General features: G+C 35.1%; 23 protein-coding genes. 6 read left to right on the plus strand and 17 right to left on the minus strand.

All coding sequences use genetic code 11. The features are described from left to right. Positions 1 to 122 precede the first annotated feature (122 nt). From AC0INN_RS11620 to AC0INN_RS11630, 3 genes are all read left to right on the plus strand, one after another. Complete coding sequence (locus AC0INN_RS11620; RefSeq protein ID WP_273650347.1) at positions 123 to 1,091, plus strand: ion channel; 969 nt, start codon at positions 123 to 125, stop codon at positions 1,089 to 1,091. Continuing rightward, positions 1,091 to 1,579 carry a YkgJ family cysteine cluster protein gene (locus AC0INN_RS11625; RefSeq protein ID WP_306613311.1) on the plus strand — a complete coding sequence of 163 codons (489 nt, stop codon included), beginning with the start codon at positions 1,091 to 1,093 and terminating at the stop codon, positions 1,577 to 1,579. The genes AC0INN_RS11620 and AC0INN_RS11625 overlap by 1 nt, the downstream gene beginning before the upstream one ends. Before the next feature lie 119 nt (positions 1,580 to 1,698). After that, the gene (locus AC0INN_RS11630; protein WP_273650349.1) at positions 1,699 to 2,019 is read left to right on the plus strand and encodes a hypothetical protein; all 321 of its coding nucleotides are present in this window, start codon (positions 1,699 to 1,701) and stop codon (positions 2,017 to 2,019) included. A gap of 254 nt (positions 2,020 to 2,273) precedes the next feature. Here AC0INN_RS11630 and gdhA read toward each other — a convergent pair whose 3' ends face one another. The 3 genes from gdhA to AC0INN_RS11645 all read right to left on the minus strand — a co-directional run bounded on the left by gdhA (position 2,274) and on the right by AC0INN_RS11645 (position 5,734). Next, positions 2,274 to 3,632, minus strand: a complete 1,359-nt coding sequence (gene gdhA / locus AC0INN_RS11635) for an NADP-specific glutamate dehydrogenase (protein ID WP_172281957.1) — start codon at positions 3,630 to 3,632, stop codon at positions 2,274 to 2,276. A 190-nt stretch (positions 3,633 to 3,822) separates the two neighbouring features. Further along, positions 3,823 to 4,932 carry a DNA-processing protein DprA gene (gene dprA, locus AC0INN_RS11640; protein ID WP_273650350.1) on the minus strand — a complete coding sequence of 370 codons (1,110 nt, stop codon included), beginning with the start codon at positions 4,930 to 4,932 and terminating at the stop codon, positions 3,823 to 3,825. 34 nt (positions 4,933 to 4,966) lie between these two features. Beyond that, a complete protein-coding gene (locus tag AC0INN_RS11645) occupies positions 4,967 to 5,734 on the minus strand; it encodes a rhomboid family intramembrane serine protease (protein WP_172281976.1) in 768 nt (255 codons plus the stop codon). Between the two features lie 269 nt (positions 5,735 to 6,003). Between AC0INN_RS11645 and AC0INN_RS11650 the strand changes: the two genes are divergently transcribed. Beyond that, a complete protein-coding gene (locus AC0INN_RS11650; protein ID WP_273650351.1) occupies positions 6,004 to 6,927 on the plus strand; it encodes a DUF3078 domain-containing protein in 924 nt (307 codons plus the stop codon). A gap of 67 nt (positions 6,928 to 6,994) precedes the next feature. Here the strand turns inward: AC0INN_RS11650 and sufD are convergent, their stop codons facing one another. From sufD to AC0INN_RS11675, 5 genes are all read right to left on the minus strand, one after another. Further along, positions 6,995 to 8,302, minus strand: a complete 1,308-nt coding sequence (gene sufD / locus AC0INN_RS11655) for a Fe-S cluster assembly protein SufD (protein WP_172282427.1) — start codon at positions 8,300 to 8,302, stop codon at positions 6,995 to 6,997. A gap of 126 nt (positions 8,303 to 8,428) precedes the next feature. Then, a complete protein-coding gene (gene sufC / locus AC0INN_RS11660; RefSeq protein ID WP_172281980.1) occupies positions 8,429 to 9,172 on the minus strand; it encodes a Fe-S cluster assembly ATPase SufC in 744 nt (247 codons plus the stop codon). Between the two features lie 18 nt (positions 9,173 to 9,190). Then, positions 9,191 to 9,700 (minus strand): GNAT family N-acetyltransferase, encoded by a 510-nt coding sequence (locus AC0INN_RS11665; protein WP_273650352.1) that lies wholly within the window; start codon positions 9,698 to 9,700, stop codon positions 9,191 to 9,193. A gap of 2 nt (positions 9,701 to 9,702) precedes the next feature. Next, positions 9,703 to 11,151 carry a Fe-S cluster assembly protein SufB gene (gene sufB / locus AC0INN_RS11670; RefSeq protein WP_306613316.1) on the minus strand — a complete coding sequence of 483 codons (1,449 nt, stop codon included), beginning with the start codon at positions 11,149 to 11,151 and terminating at the stop codon, positions 9,703 to 9,705. 83 nt (positions 11,152 to 11,234) lie between these two features. Further along, positions 11,235 to 11,564: a HesB/IscA family protein gene (locus AC0INN_RS11675; RefSeq protein WP_172281985.1), complete on the minus strand. Its 330-nt coding sequence runs from the start codon at positions 11,562 to 11,564 to the stop codon at positions 11,235 to 11,237. Positions 11,565 to 11,775: 211 nt separating this feature from the next. Between AC0INN_RS11675 and AC0INN_RS11680 the strand changes: the two genes are divergently transcribed. Both AC0INN_RS11680 and AC0INN_RS11685 read left to right on the plus strand, forming a co-directional pair. Then, entirely contained in the window at positions 11,776 to 12,714 is a 939-nt protein-coding gene (locus tag AC0INN_RS11680) for a GLPGLI family protein (protein WP_306613318.1), read from the plus strand. A 13-nt stretch (positions 12,715 to 12,727) separates the two neighbouring features. Beyond that, positions 12,728 to 13,576 (plus strand): GLPGLI family protein, encoded by an 849-nt coding sequence (locus tag AC0INN_RS11685; protein WP_273650354.1) that lies wholly within the window; start codon positions 12,728 to 12,730, stop codon positions 13,574 to 13,576. Between the two features lie 49 nt (positions 13,577 to 13,625). Here AC0INN_RS11685 and ypfJ read toward each other — a convergent pair whose 3' ends face one another. The 9 genes from ypfJ to AC0INN_RS11730 form a co-directional block, all read right to left on the minus strand. Then, a complete protein-coding gene (gene ypfJ, locus AC0INN_RS11690) occupies positions 13,626 to 14,486 on the minus strand; it encodes a KPN_02809 family neutral zinc metallopeptidase (RefSeq protein WP_273650355.1) in 861 nt (286 codons plus the stop codon). Positions 14,487 to 14,590: 104 nt separating this feature from the next. After that, the gene (locus AC0INN_RS11695; protein ID WP_306613321.1) at positions 14,591 to 16,669 is read right to left on the minus strand and encodes an LTA synthase family protein; all 2,079 of its coding nucleotides are present in this window, start codon (positions 16,667 to 16,669) and stop codon (positions 14,591 to 14,593) included. Positions 16,670 to 16,891: 222 nt separating this feature from the next. Then, on the minus strand, positions 16,892 to 17,410 hold the full coding sequence (gene ribH / locus AC0INN_RS11700; protein ID WP_172281994.1) for a 6,7-dimethyl-8-ribityllumazine synthase: 519 nt from the start codon (positions 17,408 to 17,410) through the stop codon (positions 16,892 to 16,894). Between the two features lie 2 nt (positions 17,411 to 17,412). Next, the gene (locus AC0INN_RS11705) at positions 17,413 to 18,120 is read right to left on the minus strand and encodes a YfgM family protein (protein ID WP_172281996.1); all 708 of its coding nucleotides are present in this window, start codon (positions 18,118 to 18,120) and stop codon (positions 17,413 to 17,415) included. 113 nt (positions 18,121 to 18,233) lie between these two features. Beyond that, complete coding sequence (locus tag AC0INN_RS11710) at positions 18,234 to 19,277, minus strand: SMP-30/gluconolactonase/LRE family protein (protein WP_306613323.1); 1,044 nt, start codon at positions 19,275 to 19,277, stop codon at positions 18,234 to 18,236. Positions 19,278 to 19,374: 97 nt separating this feature from the next. Beyond that, on the minus strand, positions 19,375 to 19,938 hold the full coding sequence (locus AC0INN_RS11715) for a Crp/Fnr family transcriptional regulator (RefSeq protein WP_172282000.1): 564 nt from the start codon (positions 19,936 to 19,938) through the stop codon (positions 19,375 to 19,377). A gap of 31 nt (positions 19,939 to 19,969) precedes the next feature. Beyond that, positions 19,970 to 20,506, minus strand: a complete 537-nt coding sequence (locus tag AC0INN_RS11720; RefSeq protein ID WP_273650358.1) for an adenine phosphoribosyltransferase — start codon at positions 20,504 to 20,506, stop codon at positions 19,970 to 19,972. Continuing rightward, positions 20,507 to 21,700, minus strand: a complete 1,194-nt coding sequence (locus AC0INN_RS11725; RefSeq protein ID WP_172282004.1) for a hypothetical protein — start codon at positions 21,698 to 21,700, stop codon at positions 20,507 to 20,509. Between the two features lie 104 nt (positions 21,701 to 21,804). Further along, entirely contained in the window at positions 21,805 to 22,827 is a 1,023-nt protein-coding gene (locus tag AC0INN_RS11730; protein ID WP_273650359.1) for a hypothetical protein, read from the minus strand. Positions 22,828 to 22,902: the final 75 nt, after the last annotated feature.

Raw genomic sequence — 22,902 nt, forward strand, 5'->3', positions numbered from 1 at the left:
CTAAAATAATATATAATAATAGACAGGAGCTGTAGAGTTCCTGTTTTTTATTAAAAATGTTAAAAAAATGAGTTATTCTATGCTTAACTTTGCTCTTTAAAATAATTAAAAAAAGTGTAAGAATGACCCGGGGATTCAGAAAAAAAATCCGTCAGACAAATACGGAGAACAGTGGTTTTGGTAACAATGCCTCAGGGAGATTTATCAATAAGGATGGTTTTCCGAATGTTCAGCGAGCAGGAGTCAATGTTTTTAATCGGCTAAGTTGGTATCATACGATGCTTAATTTATCCACATTTCGTTTTCTTTCGTATCTGGTAATTTCCTATGTGGTGGTCAATCTTATTTTTGCATTGGTTTATTATCTGATCGGAGTACAGCATCTTACAGGAATTGATAAAAGTAATCCCCTCAATGAATTTATTGATGTGTTTTTTTTCAGTTCGCAAACATTTACGACAGTAGGATATGGAAGAATTGCACCGGTTGGTTTTCTGGCGAGTCTGGTGGCTACTTTTGAAGCTTTTTTAGGATTGCTTACCTTTGCTATTGCAACAGGACTTTTTTATGGAAGATTTTCACGGCCCAGAGCTTACTTAAGGTTTTCTGATATTGCAGTGATTGCTCCTTTTAGAGATACATCTGCTTTAATGTTTAGGCTAGCGCCTTATAAAAATAATGCGCTTACAGATGCAGAGGTTATTGTTTCGGTAGCTATTGAAGTTATTGAAGATGGAGTTCCTAAAAGTAATTTTTACCGGTTGGATACCCAGCTGGGTAAAATTAATACATTGGCACTTAACTGGACTGTTGTTCATAAGATTGATGAAAACTCACCGTTTTATGGCTTTTCTGAGGAAGATTTTAAAAATACAGATATTGAACTGATTGTTCAGGTTCGCGCTTTTGATGAGGTATTTTCCAATACTGTGGTTCAAAGGTCGTCTTATGTGACTGGGGAAATTATTTATGGAGCCAAGTTTGTCCCAATGTATTATCCGAATAAAGATAATCAGTCGACAATTCTGGATCTAGATAAGATTAATGAACACCAAAAAGCAGATCTTCCTGTTTTTAGCGAAAAGGGGTAATGGATATAGAATTATACAGAAAACAAGCTTTACAAAAGCAAAAGGAGCATAAGAAATTTTTGGACGGATTAAAGAAAAAGCCGCCCAAAAATCTTGATTATGTTGTTCAGGAAACCCATGAAGAAGTATTTGAGAAAGTGGATTGTCTTCAATGTGCAAATTGCTGTAAAACTACCGGGCCTTTATATACAGAGAAGGATATTGAGCGCATTGCTAAGCATCTTCGAATGAAGCCTGCAGATTTTGAATCAAAATTCCTGAGGATAGATGAGGATAATGATAAGGTGCTTCAAAACTTACCCTGCTTTTTTCTAAATGATGATAATACGTGCTCGATATATGAAGTGAGACCTAAAGCCTGTAGGGAATATCCTCATACGGATAGAAAGAAGATTTATCAGATCAATTCGTTAATGGTAAAAAATACTGTTATTTGTCCGGCTGCATTTGAATTTGTAGAGAGGATTATGAAAAAATTAGGAAAATAACTTATAATCAAAATTCATCTTAAAATAATATAAAGTACGTTAAATAAGACCTTTACATATAATTTAATAAAATAAATGGCGTTCTAGAAATACTAAACACCCATTTAAAATATTAGAATATGAAAAAGTTAATTTTCACAGCAGCATTTTCTTTAGTAGGAATGATTGCTGTATCAGCCCAGACTGAGACACAGAAGAAGGTTGATCCTAATCAGACTACAACCCAGACAACTCCACAAACGATGCAGTCTAATTCCAATACGACTACACCGAATCAAACATTAAGTACAGGTACAACCACTACTGTTGATACTTCGGCCAACCCAACTAAAATGACTGATGGAACAACAAGTGTTAGTACTGAAACTGCTGTTGAGGCAACAAAACCTTCTGAAGCGACTAAAGAAGAGAAGAAGGCTAAGAAGAAAAAGTCGAAATAAATTGTTAAAAAGTTGAAATGAAGATCCTGAAATTATGTATTTCAGGATTTTTTTTGAGCATAAAATGTCTGGGAGCATATTATTCCCTACCAAATGATGATGGGAGATGCACTTATCTTGTATGTTTTTTACATAAAAAAAGCATTGAATATATCAATGCTTTCTCCTTTCACTTTTTACTTTTTTCCCATTATCCCCGGGAACAGGCTATAAGAAAAAAGGCCGGGAAGATTCCCAACCTTTATATTTTTATCTTACACAACTCCTTGAGCTAACATTGCTTCTGCAACCTTCACAAAGCCGGCAATATTTGCCCCTTTTACATAGTTTACATAGCCGTCTTCCTCTTTTCCGTAGTCTCTACAAGCTTTATGGATTCCAATCATGATTTCCTTTAATCTTGCATCTACTTCTTCAGAAGTCCAGTTCAAACGAATTGAGTTTTGAGTCATTTCTAATCCTGAAGTAGCTACACCACCGGCATTAGATGCTTTTCCAGGAGAGAATAATACTTTGCTATCTAAGAAATAGTTGATGGCTTCTAATGTTGAAGGCATATTAGCAGCTTCAGTTACACATAAAACTCCGTTTTCAACCAATATTTTAGCATCTTCGAAATCCAATTCGTTTTGGGTTGCAGAAGGAATTGCCACATCACACTTCACTTCCCAAGGACGTTTCCCTGCATGGAATACAGCAGATGGATATTTTTTAGCATAATCCTCAGCTCTGTTATTACCGGAAGCTCTCAATTCCAATAAGTAATCGATTTTATCTCCTTCAATACCGTCTTTATCATAAATGTATCCGTCAGGACCTGAAATGGTAACCACTTTTCCTCCTAATTCAGATACTTTTTTAATTACTCCCCACGCTACATTACCAAAACCTGAAACAGAAACTATTTTGTCTTTAAAAGTTTGGCCAATGGTTTTCAGCATTTGCTCAGCAAAATACACAACACCATATCCCGTAGCTTCAGGACGAATCAATGAACCTCCATAAGCAAGTCCTTTACCAGTAAGAACACCGGTAAATTCATTTCTGATCTTCTTATATTGTCCGAAAAGGTATCCGATTTCTCTTGATCCTACCCCGATATCTCCGGCTGGAACGTCAGTTTCAGGACCAATATGCTTGCATAATTCAGTCATGAAAGCCTGGCAGAAACGCATTACTTCCATATCTGATTTTCCTTGTGGATCAAAGTCAGAACCTCCTTTTCCACCTCCCATTGGAAGAGTAGTTAATGAGTTTTTGAAAACTTGTTCAAAAGCTAAAAACTTAAGAACAGATAAATTTACTGTCGGATGGAAACGAATTCCTCCTTTGTATGGTCCGATTGCAGAGTTCATCTGAATTCTGAAACCTCTGTTTACCTGGATCTCTCCTTTGTCATCAACCCATGGAACTCTGAAAATAATAATTCTTTCAGCTTCAGCCATTCTTTCTAGAAGCTTCATTCCTGTATATTCCTTCTTTGTAGCGATAAATGGGATAACAGTAACTGCAACTTCTTTTACGGCTTGTAAAAATTCTGGCTCGTTAGGGTTTTTTGCCTCAATTTTTGCAATAAACTCCTGGATTTTCTGGTCAATATTATATTGTTCCATATATTAAGGTTGAATATTATTGCCAACAAATTTAATTTTTTTTTCAAGATTCACAACACCTTAATTGATGATTATTGAAAATTTAATAATTATGAGGGAAAATATTATTAAATTAATAATTAGTAGTTAAATTTTATTAAAAATTAAATGTTATTTGTGAAATAATGCAATATTAAGAAATAGTTAAATTTCAAATTGCCACAAATTGTCTCCCGGAAAGTGATTTCACTTTCCCTAAAAGCTCTAATTCCAAAATTATGGGCAAAATTTTGTGTGTCGGAAGCGTAATTTGCTGGGCAAGATCATCTAAATTTATTTGTGGATTCTTTAGAATAAATTTATAGATTATATTTTGATTATCAGTTAGTTGTATGCTTGTGGAAGAATAAGGAAAAAGTTCTTCCATTTTTTCCTTCGGCTTGTTAAAACCTAGGGTATAAATAAGGTCTTTTATTGTAGAAATTATTGCTGCTTTATTTTGAGAAATGAGCTGATTGCAACCTTGGCTATGTTGATCGGTGACTTTTCCCGGGAGAGCAAAAACATCCCTGTTGTAGCCGTTTGCAAAAGTTGCTGTACTTACAGATCCTCCCCCAAAAGCAGTTTCTACCACAATTGTAGCAGGAGAAAAACCCGCAATAATCCTGTTTCTCTGGATGAAATTTTCTCTGTCGGGTTTCCTGGAAGAATTAAATTCTGTAAAAAGAGCCCCTCCTTCATTAATTATTCTGTCAGCTAGTTTTTTATTTTTGGCCGGATATAAAGTATGGAAGCCATGAGCTAGAACACCAATCGTAGGGATTTTATGATGCAGAGACTGTTCATGGACTTCCTTATCTGCTCCCAAAGCCAGGCCACTGACCGAAACAAAATTGTAGGATTGGGCTTCATGAAAAAAGTCACTTATAAATTGTTTCCCATATGATGTGATAGTACGTGTACCCACAATACTTAATGGTTGTAAGTTTTCATTGTAGGTTCCTTTTTGGTATAAAATAGCAGGAGCGTCTTCACATTCATGGAGTAAATAAGGAAGTTCTTTCAGATGTTTTAACCTGATCTGAATACCGTTACGCTCGCAAAATTTTAATTCTTTTTCTGCGAAGTGTAAATGAGACAAATTGCCAATATCTGATACGATTTTGTGACCAAATCCATCCAGCTTTTTATATTCTTTTTTGGCTTGTTCCCAGGCATTTTTAGCGCTCCCGAATGCTTTTGTGAGTTTAGAAAGGTTAATGTCACCAATGAGGTTACATTCGCGTAATGCGATTGAATAAAGATGTTCTTCGGATATCATGTGTGCTTTTTATCCAAATGTAACGAATTAAGTTTTATTTTTTTCTTAATTCATCCAAATGATCCCAGATATCATCTCTTTTTTTGTACGGCAGTTCTAAAAAGTCTTCAGGGTGATTTTCTTTATATTCCTGCCAAAGTTTGTCATCTTTTTCGCTATAATAATTGGGGAATTCCCAGATATATCTTTTCTTTTTTTCTCCTATGTTTTTAAATGCAAATGCAATAATACTTCCTACAACAGCTCCCGATAGATGGGCTTGCCAAGATATTTTACTCGGTTCCTGAAGATTGTAAAATAGTTCCTCCGGAAACATTCCCCAAACTAAACTGCCATAATAAAGTACGACCAGTAAAGAAATGGTGAGAAGCTTCATATTCCATTTGAAGACCCCGCTGAAAAAGAGGAAAAAAGCTAGAACGTATACAATACCGCTCGCCCCAATTGTACATGTGTACATATATTCTCCTGTAAGAATATCTATGGGCGGAAGTAACCATAACAGCAAACCTGTTGCAAGCCAGCCTATGACAAATACTTTATTAGCCACTAACGGGTAAAACTGATATAGAAGAAACATCAATACGGCGATCGGAATTGAATTGCTAATGATATGATCCATATTTCCATGCAGAAGGGGAGACGTAATTATTCCAAGCAAGCCTTCAGGTAGCAGAGGTATAATAGCTCCAAAACAGCTTTGAAAAAAGCCCTGTGTCTGTAAAAAGTACCCCAGCCACATTGCTGAAAGCATCAGCAGTGGATTTATGATAGCTTTTCTGGAAATTGCGTTTTTAAACATGAAGAGATAATGTCAAATCAAAAGCCAATAATAAATTTCGGAAATTTTGGCGATGATTTCCAGATACGAAGTTTTTTTTACGACAAAAGGTAATGATTTTTATCAAGATTTAAATTTTAAAAAAATATAAAAGATTTGATTGCTGGAAAGTGGCTCGGTTTTCGTATGTTAAAGGATAATTTGTGAACAAAACAGGCTACCTGCTTTATAAATTATGGGTTCACACAAATTATATTTTATACTTTTGTAATTGAAAAATTTTTTATTATATGAAGAAGTTTTTATTGCTTGTCGGTATTTCAATGCAGTTTTTTGTAAATGCTCAGGACATAAAAAAGGATTCAATCGTTGTAGACACTGTTAAACATTGGTCGGTTTTAGGTAAAAATACATTAATGTTCAATCAGGCCGCTTTTTCAAATTGGGTTGGTGGAGGAGCCAACAATGTTGGCTGGCTTGCAGGTATCGATTATAATCTTACTTATGAAAAAGATAAGGACCTATGGGAAAACATTATTATCATGGGTTATGGACAGAATAATACAAAAGGAGTGGGAACAAGAAAGACACAGGATGTTCTCAATATTTCTACCAACTATGGAAGACAGTTTTCTAAAAGCTGGTATATTTCCTCCGGGGCAAGCTTACAGTCTCAGTTTTCAACAGGATATGAAGACGGGAATAACCCGGAAGCAAAGAAAATCTCTAATTTCATGGCTCCGGGATACTTTAACATGGGTTTGGGGGTTACCTACAGGCCAGATGATAATCTGACGGTAACATTGCGCCCGGTCAATGCAAGATGGACGTTTGTTCTGGATCCTGACCTTCAGAAAGCGGGGAATTATGGCTTAAAAGCAGATGGCGACAGTTCTCTTCTGCAATTTGGTTTTTTAGGGAATGCTGTCTACAAAATTAAGCTTATGGAGAATATTAATCTGACTAATACTGCATCGGTATTTTCAAATTACCTAGATCATCCGGATAGACTTGTTCTCGCTTATGGAGCAGTTGTCAATTTAAAAATCAACAAATATATTTCTTCCAATATTACGGTGGATGTACTCTATGACCATAATCAAATCCAAAAGACACAGCTTAAACAGACTTTAGGAATTGGTATTGCCTATACTGTGAATAATGGAGTGAAGAGATCGGACAGGAAAGATAATCAATGGTGGATCAAGAAATAGAGAAACTATATATCATAATAAAAAAAGCACTTCATACGAAGTGCTTTTTTGGTATCAATTTATTTTCTTAGAATTCAATGTCTACTTCTAATTTCTCAGCCAATAATCTGGAAATTTTTTCTTTTAAAGGTTCAATATCAATGTTTTGCATGGCATCATTGGCAAATGCATATAATAATAATGCCTGAGCTTCTTTTTTAGAGATTCCTCTTGCTCTCAGATAGAATAATGCGTCGTCATTCAGCTGACCTACAGTACAACCATGTGAACACTTTACATCATCTGCAAAGATTTCCAATTGAGGCTTTGTATCAATACTTGCTCCCTCGCTTAGCAAAACATTATTATTTTGCTGATAAGCATTGGTTTTTTGAGCTATTTTATCAACGAAAACTTTTCCGTTGAATACACCATGTGCCTTATCTTTAAATATCCCTTTATAGTTTTGATAACTTTCACAATTCGGCTGATTATGGTGAACTGCAGTATGGTGATCCACCAACTGATCTTTTCCGATAATCGTAATCCCGTTCATAAATGAATTGATATTCTGTCCGTTATGAATGAAATCGAGATTGTTTCTTACCAGTTTTCCTCCAAAGGAAAACGTGTTTACAGTTGTTAAACTATCTTTTTCCTGTTTTGCAAAAGTGTTGTCAATCAGATAAGAAGTGTCATTATCATTCTGAAGCTTATGCCAGTCTGCTTTTGCATTGGGATAAGTGAAAATTTCAGTTACTGAATTTGTTAATACAAAAGTATCATCAAAATTATGGTGACTTTCAATAATTTCCACTTTTGCTCCGTCTTCTACGATAAGCAGGTTTCTTGTGTTGTAGAAGGTGTTTTCTTCTTGATTTTGTGAAAGATAGAAAACGTGGATAGGTTTTTCAATAACTACATTTTTAGGAACTTTCAGGAAGAACCCGTATTTGCAATAAGCAAGATTCAGGTCCGTGAAAGCTGATTTTTCTGCAGCAATTGTATTAAAGTATTTATCAAATACTTCTTTATGTTTTTCATCATTCAAAGCATAGTTGAAGGACAAAAACTCTACATTCTCAATAGAAACTTTTGATAATTCTTTATGAAGTTTACCATTCACAAAAACAATCCAGTCAAAATTTTCTTCACCAAGATGCAATTGCTCCAATTGTTCTTTAGTAATATTGTGACCTTCTTTAGGGAAAAAATTATAGTTTTTTTCCGTGATCTCTTTTAGGTTGGTATATTTATATTCTTCGTCTTTTTTGGTTGGAAAACCAATACTTTCGAACGCCCGAAGAGCTGACTTTCTATCTTCATCCAGAAATCTGTGACGAAGACTTTCCAAAAACTCATCGTGGTTGTCAATAATTTGATCGTATAAAGCCATTACTGAAATTTCGGCCATCACACCTTTTTTATGTATTTAAAAATTGTATTACCATTTGCGGTTTTTCCGCTTGACTTTTAGTAATGATTGATAAAATCGGTACTAAAAATATTTCTTCTTATCTAATTAGTTAAGAAGCCAATCGTAACCTTTTGCTTCCAATTCTAAAGCAAGAGATTTGTCACCAGTCTTTATAATTTTACCGTTAGCCAGTACATGAACAAAGTCCGGTTGGATATAATTAAGCAATCTTTGATAGTGGGTAATCAAAAGAACTGCATTTCCTTCGTTTTTAAAGTAATTTACTCCATCTGCAACGATTCTTAAAGCATCAATATCCAATCCTGAATCTGTCTCATCAAGAATAGCTAATTTTGGATTAAGCATCATCATCTGAAAGATCTCATTTCTCTTCTTTTCACCTCCCGAAAATCCTTCGTTTAATGATCTTGAAAGGAAATCTTTTTTAATTCCAAGTTTTTCAGACTTTTCACGAATCATAGCAAGCATTTCTTTTGCCGGCATTTCTTCGAGTCCGTTTGCTTTTCTGTTTTCGTTTAAAGCAGCTTTAATAAAGTTAGTAACAGAAACTCCAGGAATTTCTACCGGATACTGAAAAGAAAGGAATATTCCTTTGTGCGCTCTTTCTTCAGGAGCATCCTCATTGATGTTTTCGCCCTCAAAAATAATTTCACCTTCTGTAACCTCATAATCTTCTTTTCCTGCGATAATAGAAGAAAGGGTAGATTTTCCTGCTCCGTTAGGCCCCATAATAGCATGGACTTCACCTGGTTTTATTTCAAGATTGATACCTTTTAAAATTTGTGCGCCATCTTCAATTCTGGCGTGTAAGTTTTTTATTTCTAACATTTTATTTGCTTAAACAAATTATTTTTGAATTCTATATACTAAACTTTCCGGCTGATCCGGGACATCATTAAGTTTTCCTGTCTGCTCCATTCCTGCTTTCTCCAATACTTTGATGGAAGCTATATTGTTAGGACGGACAACACCAAAAATTTCCTTTTCATTTAAATCACTAAAACCGAAGTCTATTGTCTTTTTTGAAAATTCTGTTGCATATCCTTTTCCCCAAGCTTCGGGAGCAAAGCGATATCCCAGATTTAATTTTTCTGTCTCACCATACATTTTATAGCTTAACCCTCCAAAACCAATGATTTTTTCCGGATTTTCTTTTTCTGAAACAGCCCAGGCTCCAAAATTATTTTGTTCCCAGTGTTCCAGCATCCTATTAAATGTACTTGTAGCCTTTTCAAGACTCATTGGTCCATTTGGATTATATAAATTAGTCTGCGGATCATTATTAATTTCAAAAAATCTTTCAAAATCGTCTTTTTCAGGTTTTCTTAAAATCAATCTTTCCGTAGTTTCCTTCATAATTACCCTACCGAACCTTCTAATGATATCTCTAATAATTTCTGGGCTTCAATAGCAAACTCCATTGGAAGTTTATTTAAAACTTCCTTACTGAACCCATTTACAATCAAAGCAATAGCCCTTTCTGTATCAATACCTCTCTGATTGCAATAGAAGATCTGATCTTCCCCAATTTTTGAAGTAGTAGCTTCATGTTCCAGCTGTGCAGTCGGGTCTTTGATCTCAATATATGGGAAAGTATGCGCACCGCACTCATTACCCATCAGTAATGAATCACACTGTGAAAAGTTTCTTGCTCCTTTTGCAGAAGGCATTACTTTTACCTGCCCTCTATATGAGTTCTGAGATTTTCCTGCTGAAATACCCTTGGAAATAATCGTTGATTTCGTATTCTTTCCGATGTGGATCATTTTAGTTCCTGTATCAGCATACTGGTGATTATTGGTCACCGCAATGGAGTAAAACTCACCTATTGAGCCATCTCCTTTTAAAATACAAGAAGGATACTTCCATGTTACTGCAGACCCGGTTTCAACCTGCGTCCATGAGATTTTTGCATTTTTTTCGCAAAGTCCTCTTTTAGTCACAAAATTGAATACACCTCCCTTGCCTTCTTCGTTACCCGGATACCAGTTCTGAACAGTTGAATATTTAATTTCTGCATTGTCCATTGCTATTAATTCCACAACAGCTGCATGGAGCTGATTTTCATCTCTGGAAGGAGCTGTACATCCTTCAAGATAAGAAACATAACTTCCTTCATCCGCAATAACAAGGGTTCTTTCGAACTGTCCTGTTCCAGCCTGATTGATACGGAAGTAAGTAGAAAGCTCCATCGGGCATCTTACACCTTTTGGAATATAGCAGAAACTTCCGTCAGAAAAAACCGCGGAGTTTAATGCAGAATAAAAATTATCTCCTCTTGGAACTACTTTTCCAAGATATTTTTTCACCAGGTGTGGGTGATTTTTTATCGCTTCGGAAATAGAGCAGAAAATAATTCCTTTTTCTGCCAGGGTTTCCTGAAAAGTTGTTTTTACAGAAATAGAATCGATGACGATATCTACCGCAACTCCCGAAAGTCTTTTTTGCTCTTCGATATTGATACCTAGCTTTTCAAATGTTTTGAGAAGCTCAGGATCCACCTCATCTAGGCTTGCTAGCTCAGGATTTTTCTTTGGAGCAGCATAATAACGGATAGCTTGGAAATCTGGTTTCTCATACTTAATATTTGCCCAGGTAGGTTCTACCATTTTAAGCCATATTCTGAAAGATTCCAAACGCCATTCTGTCATCCATTCCGGTTCTTCTTTTTTAGCAGAAATGGCACGGATGATATTTTCATCTAAACCAATTGGGAAATCTTCATAATCGATCTTGGTTTCCCAACCGAATTCATACTTTTTATTTTCTAAATCGACGCGTAAATCGTCTTCTGTATATTTACTCATTATTTTTTTTTAGATTTCAGATGTTAGATTTCAGATTGAAGAACAGGTCTTTTATCTGATATCCAGCATCTAATGTCTTTTCTCTATAGAGAAAAACTTTCTCCACAACCACATGTTCTGGATGCATTCGGATTGTTAAAAACAAATCCTTTTCCATTCAAACCTCCTGAATATTCAAGAATTGTACCCGCTAAATAGAGGATAGATTTTTTGTCCACAACAATCTTAACATCGTTATTTTCAATAATCTGATCTGTTTCTGTTTTTTCGTTATCAAATTTTAAAACATACTCCAAACCAGAACATCCTCCACTTTTTACCCCCACTCTTATATAATCTTCAGCAGGGTCAAAGCCTTCTTCCGTCATTAGTTGGATGGCTTTTAACTTCGCTTGATCTGATACTGTTATCATTGTATTTATTTAGAATGATTTAATCTTGCAAAAATACGAACTAATTTCCGCAATCTCAAATTGAAGATATCTATTTTAATAATTCTAATCACAAGAGGATCATTATACATATGATCACTGCTATTAAAAATGGATAAATTTTCTGCGGCAAAATTAGTGATTCTGGTCCGATTTAACTTTAGACAGTATTTTTTATCTATAAAGAACTATTATGAAAAATAAATTACCGGTCTTTTTTGTGTTGTTTCTATTGTCTATGTCTTATGGACAGACGACACGTTATATTTATGAAACAGCTGTAAATCCGGATTCAATTAACCTGGTAGGGCTGAAGACTGAAAGGACTTTCCTCGATATCAAAGGCAGTCAATCGTTATTCATAAGTGAACATAAATTAGTAAGGGACTCTCTTGTGTCAAACTTTAAACGGGATGAAAGGATAAGTAATAAAAAAGAGGGTAAAGATTTTTCAAAATTAGGAATAGGAAAATCGGGGGAACAGTCTTTTTTTGATTATTATATTCTTAAAGATATTCCGGATCAAAAAGTATATTATTACGACAGAGTAGGAGGGAAGCAGATTTATTATCAGGAGGACAGACCTATACAATGGAATGTAACAAATGATGTCGAAAAACAGAATGGCTATTCGTCACAAAAGGCAACTGCCAGCTTTGCTGGAAGAACCTGGACAGCGTGGTTTACGAAAGACATCAATGTTTCTGATGGACCTTATAAATTTTCGGGGTTACCAGGATTGATTGTAAAGCTTGAAGATGATAAAGGAGATTATAAATTTGATCTCATAAAAAAAGTTGTTGTAAAGAACCCTTTTGAAGAGCCTATGGATTCTGATGCGAGAAAAACTTCAAGGGTCAATTTCCATGGAGATAAAGCGGCGTTGGAATTGGAGCTTAGTAAAAACAAAAGAAGTATAAACGGAGGAAATAACGGTGGTATGCAAGGTTTTGAGGCAGGCAGACATCAGGGAGGAATGAATGGTGGTGGAAGAGACGGAATGAGAGGAGGAGGAATGCGTCGTGGAGGAACGGGAATGAATGGGGGGAACAGTGACCTTCCTGCACAAAGTTTCGGCTCTGGAAATACATCCTTTAATACAGGAAGCCAAAATCCGATCGAATTACAATAAAAATATAAAATAAATGAAAAAAATAGGAATCATAGTTTTAATACTATGTATGCAAATAACCTTTGCACAGGTGAACCGTTTTGTATATCAGGTAACTATGAAATCTGATGCTACAAATAAAAATGATGTAAAAACAGAGAATGCTTATTTGGATATCTCACAGGATAAATCTGTTTTTTATTCAGAAAACAGGATAAAAAGAGATTCTATTATACAAAATACTTTCCAAAGTGGTGGAGCGAGAGGCTTTAACAGAGATCAAATGGAAAGCTTACGGAGTAATATCAACTATACAATTGAGAAAGATAAAAAGGATCAAAAGATCTATTTTAAAGACCGGTTAGGCCGTGATATGTATTCATATGAAGAGGACAGGCCGTTAAACTGGAAAATATTATCTGAGACCACAAAAATAGGAGACTATAAGGTTCAAAAGGCAGAGACCGATTTTGGGGGAAGAAAATGGACAGCCTGGTTTACTACAGATCTTCCATATCAGGATGGACCTTATAAATTCAGCGGACTTCCAGGCCTTATTATAAAAGTAGAGGATGATCTTGGTGATTACTCTTTTGATTTGATGAAGAATTATAAAATCGCTGCTTTCCCTACGATGAATCAGTTTGGAAATACCATTAAGGTTAAAAGGGCAGATTATATCAAACAGCAGAAAAAGTTCTATGCAGATCCGGCATCGTTCATGACACAGGGCGGAGGAGGTTTTGCCCAAACCAGAATTGGAGGAGGAATATCCGGACCTAGAGGGAATGGAGGTGGAAATCCTGCCGATTTCCGAAAAAGAATGGAGGAGAGAGTTAAGGACGATGCAAAGAAAAATAGTAATCCAATCGAACTGCAATAAAAAAACAGCCTGAAGAATTTTCTTCAGGCTGTTTTTTAGAGTATAGTTGTTACTTTAAAAGTTGATTAAATGTATCTCCTTGTCTGATATCCCCGGTATTATAACCTTTCATAAACCATTCCTTACGTTGGGCAGATGATCCATGAGTAAAACTTTCCTGATTAACATATCCCTGGGACCTTTTTTGAATATTGTCGTCACCAACAGCCTGAGCAGCTTCTATCGCAGAATCGATATCTCCCGGTTCCAGAATATGCCTTTCCTGATCTATGTTTTTCGCCCAGACTCCTGCGTAAAAATCGGCCTGCAATTCAGTAGCGACTGATACTCTGTTCATATCCGCTTCCGAATATCTTCCACTTCTTCTCAGTGCATCTACTTTTTGAGTGGTTCCTAACAAAGTCTGTACGTGGTGCCCGACTTCATGGGCAAGTACATAGGCTATAGTAAATTCTGTTACTTTAGCACCGAACCTTTGTTGCAACTCGTTAAAGAAGCTCATATCCATGTATACTTTCTGATCTGCGGGGCAATAGAATGGTCCCATTGCTGCTTGAGCCGTACCACAACCTGATTGTGTTGTTTCTTCGAAAAGAACAATTTTCGGAGGTGTATAGGTCATTCCATTTTCCTTGAAAATCTGATTCCATGTAAGGTTATTCCAGCCACTCATCATATCTACCATTTCTCCAATTTTCTTTTCATTGGCATTTAGCTCCCTTTGCTCTGTTTGGGTAGGTGATGACATGTTGCTCCCTGAACTTAATATGCTGGAAGGATCCCCGCCTAAGAAGAAAACAATGGCTGCAATAATTAATGTTCCTAATCCTCCTCCAACGATCATACCACCGCTCCCTCCGGAACCTCGGCGGTCTTCAACGTTCCCTCCTCTATCGTCTGTCCATTTCATAGTAATTTTTTTGTGTATGTAAATTTAAAGATTTAATGCTGAAAATAAAATAAGAGGACTATAAAATCCTCTTATGTATTTACTATATTGATATCTACAATACATTAGCGATTAAGCTGGTTTGTTTTTAGCCAATATGAAGTCGACTGATAGGCGGAAATTGCATCGTCAACAATTTTTTGATCCGGCTTTTTTAAAGGATTTTCATCATAATAAATGCTAAATTCCGGAGTAAGTTTATCCTTCTTTTGGGAAAGGGAATATTGCTTTATCTTTTTAACAGGAGAAATTACCGTTAAATATCCGTCTTTTACAAAACCCAGATCCTGATAAGTGGCAATATATGCTTTAGGCTGAAATTCTTTTTTGAGAACATCCTGGCCCAGGAACTTCGATTGATAGCTGAAGTTGAGTAATCCCAAAACAGTTGGCATAAGATCTATTTGTGACATAAGCTTATCAAATTTTACAGGATGGATAAAATCTTCTGAAAAAACCATTGCGGGAATTCTGTATTTGTCCATAGGTAATTCCGTACTTCCTGCACTTGAAGCACAGTGGTCAGCTACAATAACGAAAACGGTGTTTTTGTACCAATCTTGTTTTTTTGCCATCTCGAAAAACTTGCGAAGGGAGTAATCTGTATATTTTACACCTCCTTCTCTTGATTTTGCATCTCCGGGGATATCTATTCTTCCGCCCGGATAAGTGAAAGGTCTGTGATTGGAAACAGTCATCCAATGGTTAAAAAATGGTTTTCCGGATTTTGACTCTGCATTCATTACCTGAATGGCTTTTTTCGCCATATCTTCATCAGCGACTCCCCAAACGTTGGCAAAGGTTATTTCTTCCGGCTTGAAATTATTTCTGTCAACAATTCCGTATCCATTTCCGGCAAAGAAATCCTGCATATTATCAAAATAGCTGTAGCCTCCATACAGGAATTTTACATCATATCCTTTTGATTTAAAGATATTTCCTGTTGTAAATTTGTTTTTATTATTTTCTCTTTTTATGATGCTTTCTCCGGCTGTTGGCGGGATACAAAGGGTTAAGGCTTCGAGGCCCCGAACTGTTCTGTTTCCTGTTGCATACAAATTGGTAAACATCATGGATCGGTCAGCCAGACTATCCAGGAAAGGAGTTATTTTCTGATCATTTCCATAATGCTGCATAAAATCTGCAGATAAGCTTTCGATGGATATAAGAACCACGTTCTTTTTAAGTTCCGGTTGGTCGGATGTAATATTTCTTGTAAGGGCAGGTTCAGGGTATTGGCTTAAAAAATTATGTTCTGCTGTTTTTTGATCTATATGCGGATAAAACTGAAAGTAATCCAATTCATTATGGGTAAATGCCCAGTAAAATTTCGGGAAACCATTGGCTTCGATTTCTTCTGCAAATACATTTGAGGATTTGATTTGGGTTGTGAATGTAAGAGAGAATAAGCTGATTCCGGCAAGTATTATGAAAGACGCTAATAAAACCAGTTTTTGCTTGAAGTCAGGAAGCTCCTTAAGTTCATCTTTGGTCTTTTTAAAGATAAACCATGTAACTGCAGATGTAAGTGCAAAAATAATCAGAAAGAGAGGAAGGACAGGGTAGCTTTCCATTATATTTCCGATCACTTCATTAGTATATATGAGATAATCTACGGCAATAAAATTATATCGTAATCCAAATTCATTATAAAAGAAATATTCACTTACTGCATTAAATATGATGAGCAGTACATATATAAATAATGTGATAAAATAGAGGATATTTCTGATTTTAATCCTTTTGGAAGGAAAAAAAAGCATTAATGCAAAGCAAAGGATCTTTACTCCAATAAAAGCAAGTGTAATTTCTGCTATAGAACCGCCATATTGTTTGAAAATATTATTAGGAATAAAAAGTATGTAGAAAAAAAGGAGCACTAAAGCTCCCAATATGATTTGTCCGTAAGGATTTTTGTATTTTGAATCTGAAAGAAATAAAAAGTAAAGCGCCAGAAATGTACTAGCCAGTATAAACACAAAAACATCATTAGCCACACCAACTACTAAAACTTTAAGGACTTCAAAAAAGCCAAAGCTTGCTGTAGTTATTGGATGGAAAAAAAACACTATCCTAATGATCAGTGATACGATAAGATAAAAGAATCCTAAGTATAAAAATGGTTTTATTTTTTGCGAATACATTCAGATTAGATATATGTTAACTTTTACAAAGATAGTTTTTATGCACAGTTTTTCAAGAGAAAAAATAAAAACAGGTAGTTTGTTGTATTTTTTATAATAAATTAAATTATTCTTAAGTTGAATTCTCTATAAGCTGTAGCCTCAAATTGGTCCCTAAACCTAGGTACAGAAAAAGGGACTATCATTTGATGTCCCTTTATATTCTCTAAGAAAAGAGATATGCTAAGAATGGCCAAAGCCAATGTTCCCTTTTTTATCTGATAAATTCTTTTTGAAATCTATCATTCTTAAGGCTGTAACGGCTGCTTCTACGCCCTTATTTCCCAAATCTCCACCGCTTCGCGCAATCGATTGCTCTTTGGTGTCATCGGTAAGAACACAAAAGATGGTTGGGGTATCTGTTAAAATATTACAATCTTTAATTCCCTGGGCTACCGCAGAAGATACAAAGTCGAAGTGTGGAGTTTCTCCACGGATAATACATCCTATTGCAATCACAGCATCGAATTTTCTTTCTTTGCAAAGCTGCATACTTGCATAATTTAACTCGAAGGCTCCCGGCACCGAAAACAACTTTATATTTTCTGTTTTTACTCCTTCTTTTTCAAGGATTTCTAAAGCTGCATCACGAAGATTGTAAGTTACAAAGTCATTCCACTCAGAAAAAACAATGCCGATAGAAAAATCTTCGGCATTGGTTATATGAAGTGGCTTGTAATCGGAAAGATTAACTGTTGCCATTTTTAATAATATTTAGTCATTTCAATATAAGAATCAGACATTCCGTTATCGTAGTCCTGATATTTCTCGTCAATAGTTGAGAAGTATTTTTTTGCATCTGCATTTTTCTTTAATCCTAATGCAACAATACCTGCTTTTCTTGTAAAGTAGTAAGAAGTATAAGGATCTGAAGATGCTGTTGCTGCCTTGTCTAATAATGCTAAAGCTTCATCATTTTTATTAAGACCGGATTTAGCATCAGCCATGGCACCATACTTCATAGCCATCAATGTTTTATTATCAGAAGAAAACTGATCCAAAAGATCATATGCTTCTTGAAATTTTCCTTCTTTGAATTTTAACAAACCGGCATTATATCCTGCAAGCTTACCGATATCTGTAGAAGAAAAATCATTATAAGTTCCAATAAAACCTGGATTAGCAGCAGATTTACCTCCTAAAGCTTCTTTATCTTTACCTTCGGTAAGGTTTTTCTGAGCGGCAAGGAATGTCTTTACTGCTTCGGCATTTTGAGGAGCAACAACAAATTGCTTATAGGCGAAAAATCCTAAAACTCCTAAAATCAAAGCCCCAAAAACAATACCTAATGGTTTTGAGTACTTTTCAAGGAATCTTTCTGTATTCAAAGCCTCTCTGTCAAGATCTTTAAAAAATTCCACTGTTTCTTTACCTTCTTGCTCTTTCTGAGCATTCTTTGCAAGTTTTGCCATAAATTCTTAAAAATTGAATTGCAAATTTAATTGTTTCTGAATGATTTACAAAATATAAATTATGAATATTAGTTTTTGTGGCCTTAAATGTCAAAAGATTCTGGGCTTTGTTTTTAAAACTTCAATTTAAATATTTTGTAAGTGCTTCTTTTTTCTTTAGGTAAGTGTATTTGAGAAGTTGTAAAGTAGAGATTCCTTTGGTTGTCAAAAGCAAATGAATCAGGCCATTTTATAGCTTCATCTTTTATTATTTCGGTAAAAACACCTTGTTTATTTATTTTACTGATTGCATTTTTCTCTAAACTACTTAGAAAAAGTTCTCCTTTCTTGTTGAATATAATCCCATCATTGGCTCCGGTTTGCGCATACTTTTCCACCTTTGTTCCCAATTCGGTATCAGAAATATTTTTATCTAATAAATATGCAACCGGTATCCTGTAGACATTTTTACCCATCAATGAGCAAAAATATAAATATCCGCTCGGTGCATCAAGTTCTATTCCGTCCGAATGCACCGGGTGTTTCCTTTCGTAACCTTCTATTATAATCTTATCTACTTCGGTTAAGGTAGAGTAATGATTGACAAGAACTCTTCGTACTTCGGTGGTGTTTAGATCGAACATGACAATACCACCGACCTGTGAATCTGTAAAATAAGCAATGTGATTTTTATGGTCTATTCTAAAATCATTTAAGTAAGCTTTGCTTGTTATTTTCTCGGCAGGTAAAAAGTAATTGTGGATGAGGGTATTATTTTTAAGATCAAAGCAAAATAGGCGGGCGCCTTTTGTGGTATCGGTCAAAAGCTCATAGCCTGTATCCAAAACCCAAAGTAAGTCTTTACTATCTACATACATACTTTGAACACAAATAAACTGATTATTGTTTGATGTATTTTCTGTCCAATTGTTCCAATGCGGATTAGGAAAAGGGATGGTCTTCCCGTCAATAATTTCTGCAACAGAAACCGGTGTTTCCGGAGACCATCTTGGGAAATTGACAAAAACACGATTAGTTTTGGAAATGGCAATTCCGGTCCATTGTTGCGGATTTTCAGCAAAGATACTCATCTGAACTTTGCTGGTTGTTTCCTGACTATAAGCCACCACGTTTGTTATAAACAAACATAAGAAAACTATTTTTTTTAATTTGTACATAATAACATCTATTTTTTAGTAAACTTTAATACAAAAATGGATGTATATGGCGAAATGTAAAAGGATGATTCTCACAAATATTTTGTGACGAATCTCACTATTTAGAACCCAGACGACTTAGGGATTCTCTTGAAACTCCAATGTAAGAGGCAATTATTGTTTTCGAAACCCTTTGAAAAAGATCAGGGTATTGTGCAAGGAGAACTTCATAACGCTCCTTTATATTATCGGATAAAAGCGAAATCATTCGTTTTTGAAGAGCAACAAATCCACTGTTGGCTTTTTTTCTGAAAAAATGCTCTACTTTTTGCATTTCTTTACACAGTTTTTCCCGGTTTTCATAAGATAAACAAAGGAGCTCTGTATTTTCGAGGCAGTCTACGTTAAATATGGCTTTTGTATGGGTGAAATAAGCTTGATAATCTGTGATCCACCAATTTTCCATCGCAAACTGTATAATGTGTTCCTTTTCTTTTTCATCAGTATAGGAAGCTTTCAATAATCCTTTTTTCACCCAATATGTGTGATTAACAGAATCGTCTTTTTGAATGAGGAACTGATGTTTTTTTAATTTTTTTATTGTAAAGTGAGAAAGAATGTAAGCAAATTCATCATCAGTCAAATCAATTATTTCTTCGAAATGTGCTCTCAGGTTTTCCATTACAGGTTTTTGATTCTGACAGTATGATATTTTAGTATTCTAATATATGATAGATTTCCGCATTGAATTTACGTAGTTTTTCATCGCCTTTTAAATCTTTCAAAACAGATAAAAAGCTGAACTGGGCTACTGTTGCACTTTGTTTCTCTACCAATTTTGCTGCTGCTTCTGTTGTACCACCTGTTGCAAGCAAATCATCATGGATGAGGACTCGCTGTCCTTTTTTGATCTGACCTTCACGGGTTTCAATCTCTGCACTTCCATATTCCAGATCATATTTTTCAGAAACAATAGGAGGGGGTAGCTTTCCCTTTTTCCTGATCAGGATAAATGGAACTTCAAGGGCTACAGCAATAGCAATCCCAAAAAGATAACCACGGCTTTCAATTCCACAAACAGCATCTATTTTTCCTTTACTGAATTTCACAAGATCTTCAATAACGTCTTCATATAACTTTGGATTTAGAAAAATTGGTGAAATGTCTTTAAACTGTATTCCCGGAATAGGAAAGTCAGGAACATTTTCAATGGTATTTTCCAGTTGCTTAATTAATTCCTTTGAGGCCATTTATGGGTTTATTTTGTAGCTGGAAATTTTCCAGTCACCATTTACATTTTTAAGTCCGAAAGTTACTTTTAGAGAAGTGGTTTTTCCATTCTTATCGGTAACATCATAAGTTGCATTCACACTAGAGCTGTTTGCGTTTGTAGCATTGGTTGTAATGTTTTTTACACTTACATTTTTTACAGATCCAAATCCGGAAGTAGGATTTGAAAATGATTCATAGCTTCCCCAACTTGGATTGTTTGAAGCATCAAAAGCAGCTTTAAGATTTTGCGAACTTACATTATTTAGGAATTTACTTACTGTATTTTTTGGATCTGCAGCAGGTTGTTTAGGAGTTGCCGGAGATGTTGATGCAGACGGATCTGTAGAAACAGGTGCTGTTCCTGTAGGATTATTTGGATCAATTACAGCATTAGGATCCTGATTTACTACTGTAGAATCTGTTTTAGGAGGAGCCGGAACTTTCAAAGCTGAAGGGTTAACTTCAAGTCCTATTTTAGACATTTTGAATGTTTTTGCAGTTGTCTTAACAGACACCGTGATATCTATTTTATTGTCCACAACTTTTGAAGCGAGAAGAGATGAAAACTTTAAATTGAAACCTTTAAAGTTGTTATCAGTCATTAGATTTTTAGCGGTAGAGAGCTTTACTCCATTACTGAAAACTTCCAGGGTTGTTTCTAATCCAGCTCCTGTAAAAGTAACAGGATTACCGGCGTTATCCACAAGCTTTGGGATAATTTGTATAGCAGTGGCTCCGTTTCCATCGTCAGCTGATGGTCTCGTTATAATACTTAATGAATTTGCTTTTACATCATTGGGATCTGTCTCTTTTGCTTTTTCGTCACCGAAGATATTCATTTCTCCTAATGACGGAGGAGCGGTACTTGCCCATTCGATATTATTTTTTTGAGCAACTTCATCTGCCATTGCCATAATTTCAGGAACTTTTTTTCCGTCGATCAACTTACCAAGAGCTTTTACCTCATTGATGTCACCATCAGCATCTACACCAAAGGTTTTAAGGATATAAAGCGCCTCATTAAACTTGATTTGTTTAATGGTAGACAGACTTGAAGCCATGTCATTGATACTTGACTGTAAAGTTTTTGTACTCGTAGCATCTACATGATCTTTCTTGCATGCTGTAAAAAGCAATAAACTAAAAATAAGTAGAAGAGAAAACTTTTTCATTTTAATTGAGTTTGATACAAATTTAGTAAAACCTTTATGAATAGAAATTTTTATTTTTTATTTCTTCTTCATTTTAGCTGATTGTAGTATCAAATCATCCTGTTCTATGGGTTGTATTTGTTAGGCTGTTCTTTTAGATCTCCTTTAAAGAATGAGCTGAAAATGCTTTGCATATTTGGAAATGAGGCGTCCTGCCAAAAAGATATTTTGTAATTGCTGTTATCTTTATCAAATCTTACTTTATTGGTATCGTTATCATTTTCGAAGCTGAATTCGGTTGGATAGAAATTAGAATACACTATGATTTGATTGTAATCTGGCTCACTTTTATGTTTTAATTTAACAAAGGTGCGCTCATTGTATTCTAGAAAATCTCTTAAACCTTTTGATGATCCCTTTTCAAATGTGAGATTAAGGATTGTCCTGATATCATAAAACCGGAATCCAAGAAATGCGAATTCTTTCTCCTGTAAAACACCGCCGGAAATTTCGATCTGGTCTTTCCTGTCTCCTTTTAATTCTTTTATTTCAGTAATTTTTGTTTTATAATCTTCTGGATTTCCCAAGTGCTTAAGCTTAGGAAGATTCAGCGAGTTCCCATAATCCCATGATGAAGTTTGTTTTTTTTCATTTTTAGGATCTTCCAGACGATAGATTCTGTACTGCTGAACATTTGTACTTTTCAGCTTTTTACTTTTATTGTCAAAAATATAGGTAATTATTCCATCCGCATATGCATTAAGCTTATTATTAACCGTAACATAAGAGTTGAAATTTCCTTTGATGAAAATGTATTTAGCCGGTTTATTATTTTTGATCACGACTGTCTCAATTTCCTTTATCCGATCATTGAGTTTTATAATGTCGTGGTCAATTTCTGTGTAGGATAGTGTTGCTACGGAAAAATTGTCGTAAACCAATTGAAATTTTTCCTGAGAGGGATCCAATGCTTTTTTGTCTATTTTACCATCAATATCTGAATAGGCTAGGATGCTTCCATCTTTTCCAAAGACAGATACTTTTGGCAAGGGTCTATTGTCCTTTTCAGAAACAAAAGTTATCGTCTGTGAATGCATGAAACTAAAGATGAGCAGGAATATGATCTGTAATACATAATTTTCCTTCATAATAAAAGCTGTTTAATGGTTTGTATTCATATATAAAGACACCGGATTTTGAAAATAGTTGCCTGATACATCAAT

Source organism: Chryseobacterium subflavum, assembly GCF_055762745.1.

Excerpts from the sequence above, each read along its gene's own strand:
- AC0INN_RS11620 (WP_273650347.1), top strand. The coding sequence starts at position 123 with ATGACCCGGGGATTCAGAAAAAAAATCCGTCAGACAAATACGGAGAAC.
- AC0INN_RS11625 (WP_306613311.1), top strand. The coding sequence starts at position 1,091 with ATGGATATAGAATTATACAGAAAACAAGCTTTACAAAAGCAAAAGGAG.
- AC0INN_RS11630 (WP_273650349.1), top strand. The coding sequence starts at position 1,699 with ATGAAAAAGTTAATTTTCACAGCAGCATTTTCTTTAGTAGGAATGATT.
- gdhA (WP_172281957.1), bottom strand. The coding sequence starts at position 3,632 with ATGGAACAATATAATATTGACCAGAAAATCCAGGAGTTTATTGCAAAA.
- dprA (WP_273650350.1), bottom strand. The coding sequence starts at position 4,932 with ATGATATCCGAAGAACATCTTTATTCAATCGCATTACGCGAATGTAAC.
- AC0INN_RS11645 (WP_172281976.1), bottom strand. The coding sequence starts at position 5,734 with ATGTTTAAAAACGCAATTTCCAGAAAAGCTATCATAAATCCACTGCTG.
- AC0INN_RS11650 (WP_273650351.1), top strand. The coding sequence starts at position 6,004 with ATGAAGAAGTTTTTATTGCTTGTCGGTATTTCAATGCAGTTTTTTGTA.
- sufD (WP_172282427.1), bottom strand. The coding sequence starts at position 8,302 with ATGGCTTTATACGATCAAATTATTGACAACCACGATGAGTTTTTGGAA.
- sufC (WP_172281980.1), bottom strand. The coding sequence starts at position 9,172 with ATGTTAGAAATAAAAAACTTACACGCCAGAATTGAAGATGGCGCACAA.
- AC0INN_RS11665 (WP_273650352.1), bottom strand. The coding sequence starts at position 9,700 with ATGAAGGAAACTACGGAAAGATTGATTTTAAGAAAACCTGAAAAAGAC.
- sufB (WP_306613316.1), bottom strand. The coding sequence starts at position 11,151 with ATGAGTAAATATACAGAAGACGATTTACGCGTCGATTTAGAAAATAAA.
- AC0INN_RS11675 (WP_172281985.1), bottom strand. The coding sequence starts at position 11,564 with ATGATAACAGTATCAGATCAAGCGAAGTTAAAAGCCATCCAACTAATG.
- AC0INN_RS11680 (WP_306613318.1), top strand. The coding sequence starts at position 11,776 with ATGAAAAATAAATTACCGGTCTTTTTTGTGTTGTTTCTATTGTCTATG.
- AC0INN_RS11685 (WP_273650354.1), top strand. The coding sequence starts at position 12,728 with ATGAAAAAAATAGGAATCATAGTTTTAATACTATGTATGCAAATAACC.
- ypfJ (WP_273650355.1), bottom strand. The coding sequence starts at position 14,486 with ATGAAATGGACAGACGATAGAGGAGGGAACGTTGAAGACCGCCGAGGT.
- AC0INN_RS11695 (WP_306613321.1), bottom strand. The coding sequence starts at position 16,669 with ATGTATTCGCAAAAAATAAAACCATTTTTATACTTAGGATTCTTTTAT.
- ribH (WP_172281994.1), bottom strand. The coding sequence starts at position 17,410 with ATGGCAACAGTTAATCTTTCCGATTACAAGCCACTTCATATAACCAAT.
- AC0INN_RS11705 (WP_172281996.1), bottom strand. The coding sequence starts at position 18,120 with ATGGCAAAACTTGCAAAGAATGCTCAGAAAGAGCAAGAAGGTAAAGAA.
- AC0INN_RS11710 (WP_306613323.1), bottom strand. The coding sequence starts at position 19,277 with ATGTACAAATTAAAAAAAATAGTTTTCTTATGTTTGTTTATAACAAAC.
- AC0INN_RS11715 (WP_172282000.1), bottom strand. The coding sequence starts at position 19,938 with ATGGAAAACCTGAGAGCACATTTCGAAGAAATAATTGATTTGACTGAT.
- AC0INN_RS11720 (WP_273650358.1), bottom strand. The coding sequence starts at position 20,506 with ATGGCCTCAAAGGAATTAATTAAGCAACTGGAAAATACCATTGAAAAT.
- AC0INN_RS11725 (WP_172282004.1), bottom strand. The coding sequence starts at position 21,700 with ATGAAAAAGTTTTCTCTTCTACTTATTTTTAGTTTATTGCTTTTTACA.
- AC0INN_RS11730 (WP_273650359.1), bottom strand. The coding sequence starts at position 22,827 with ATGAAGGAAAATTATGTATTACAGATCATATTCCTGCTCATCTTTAGT.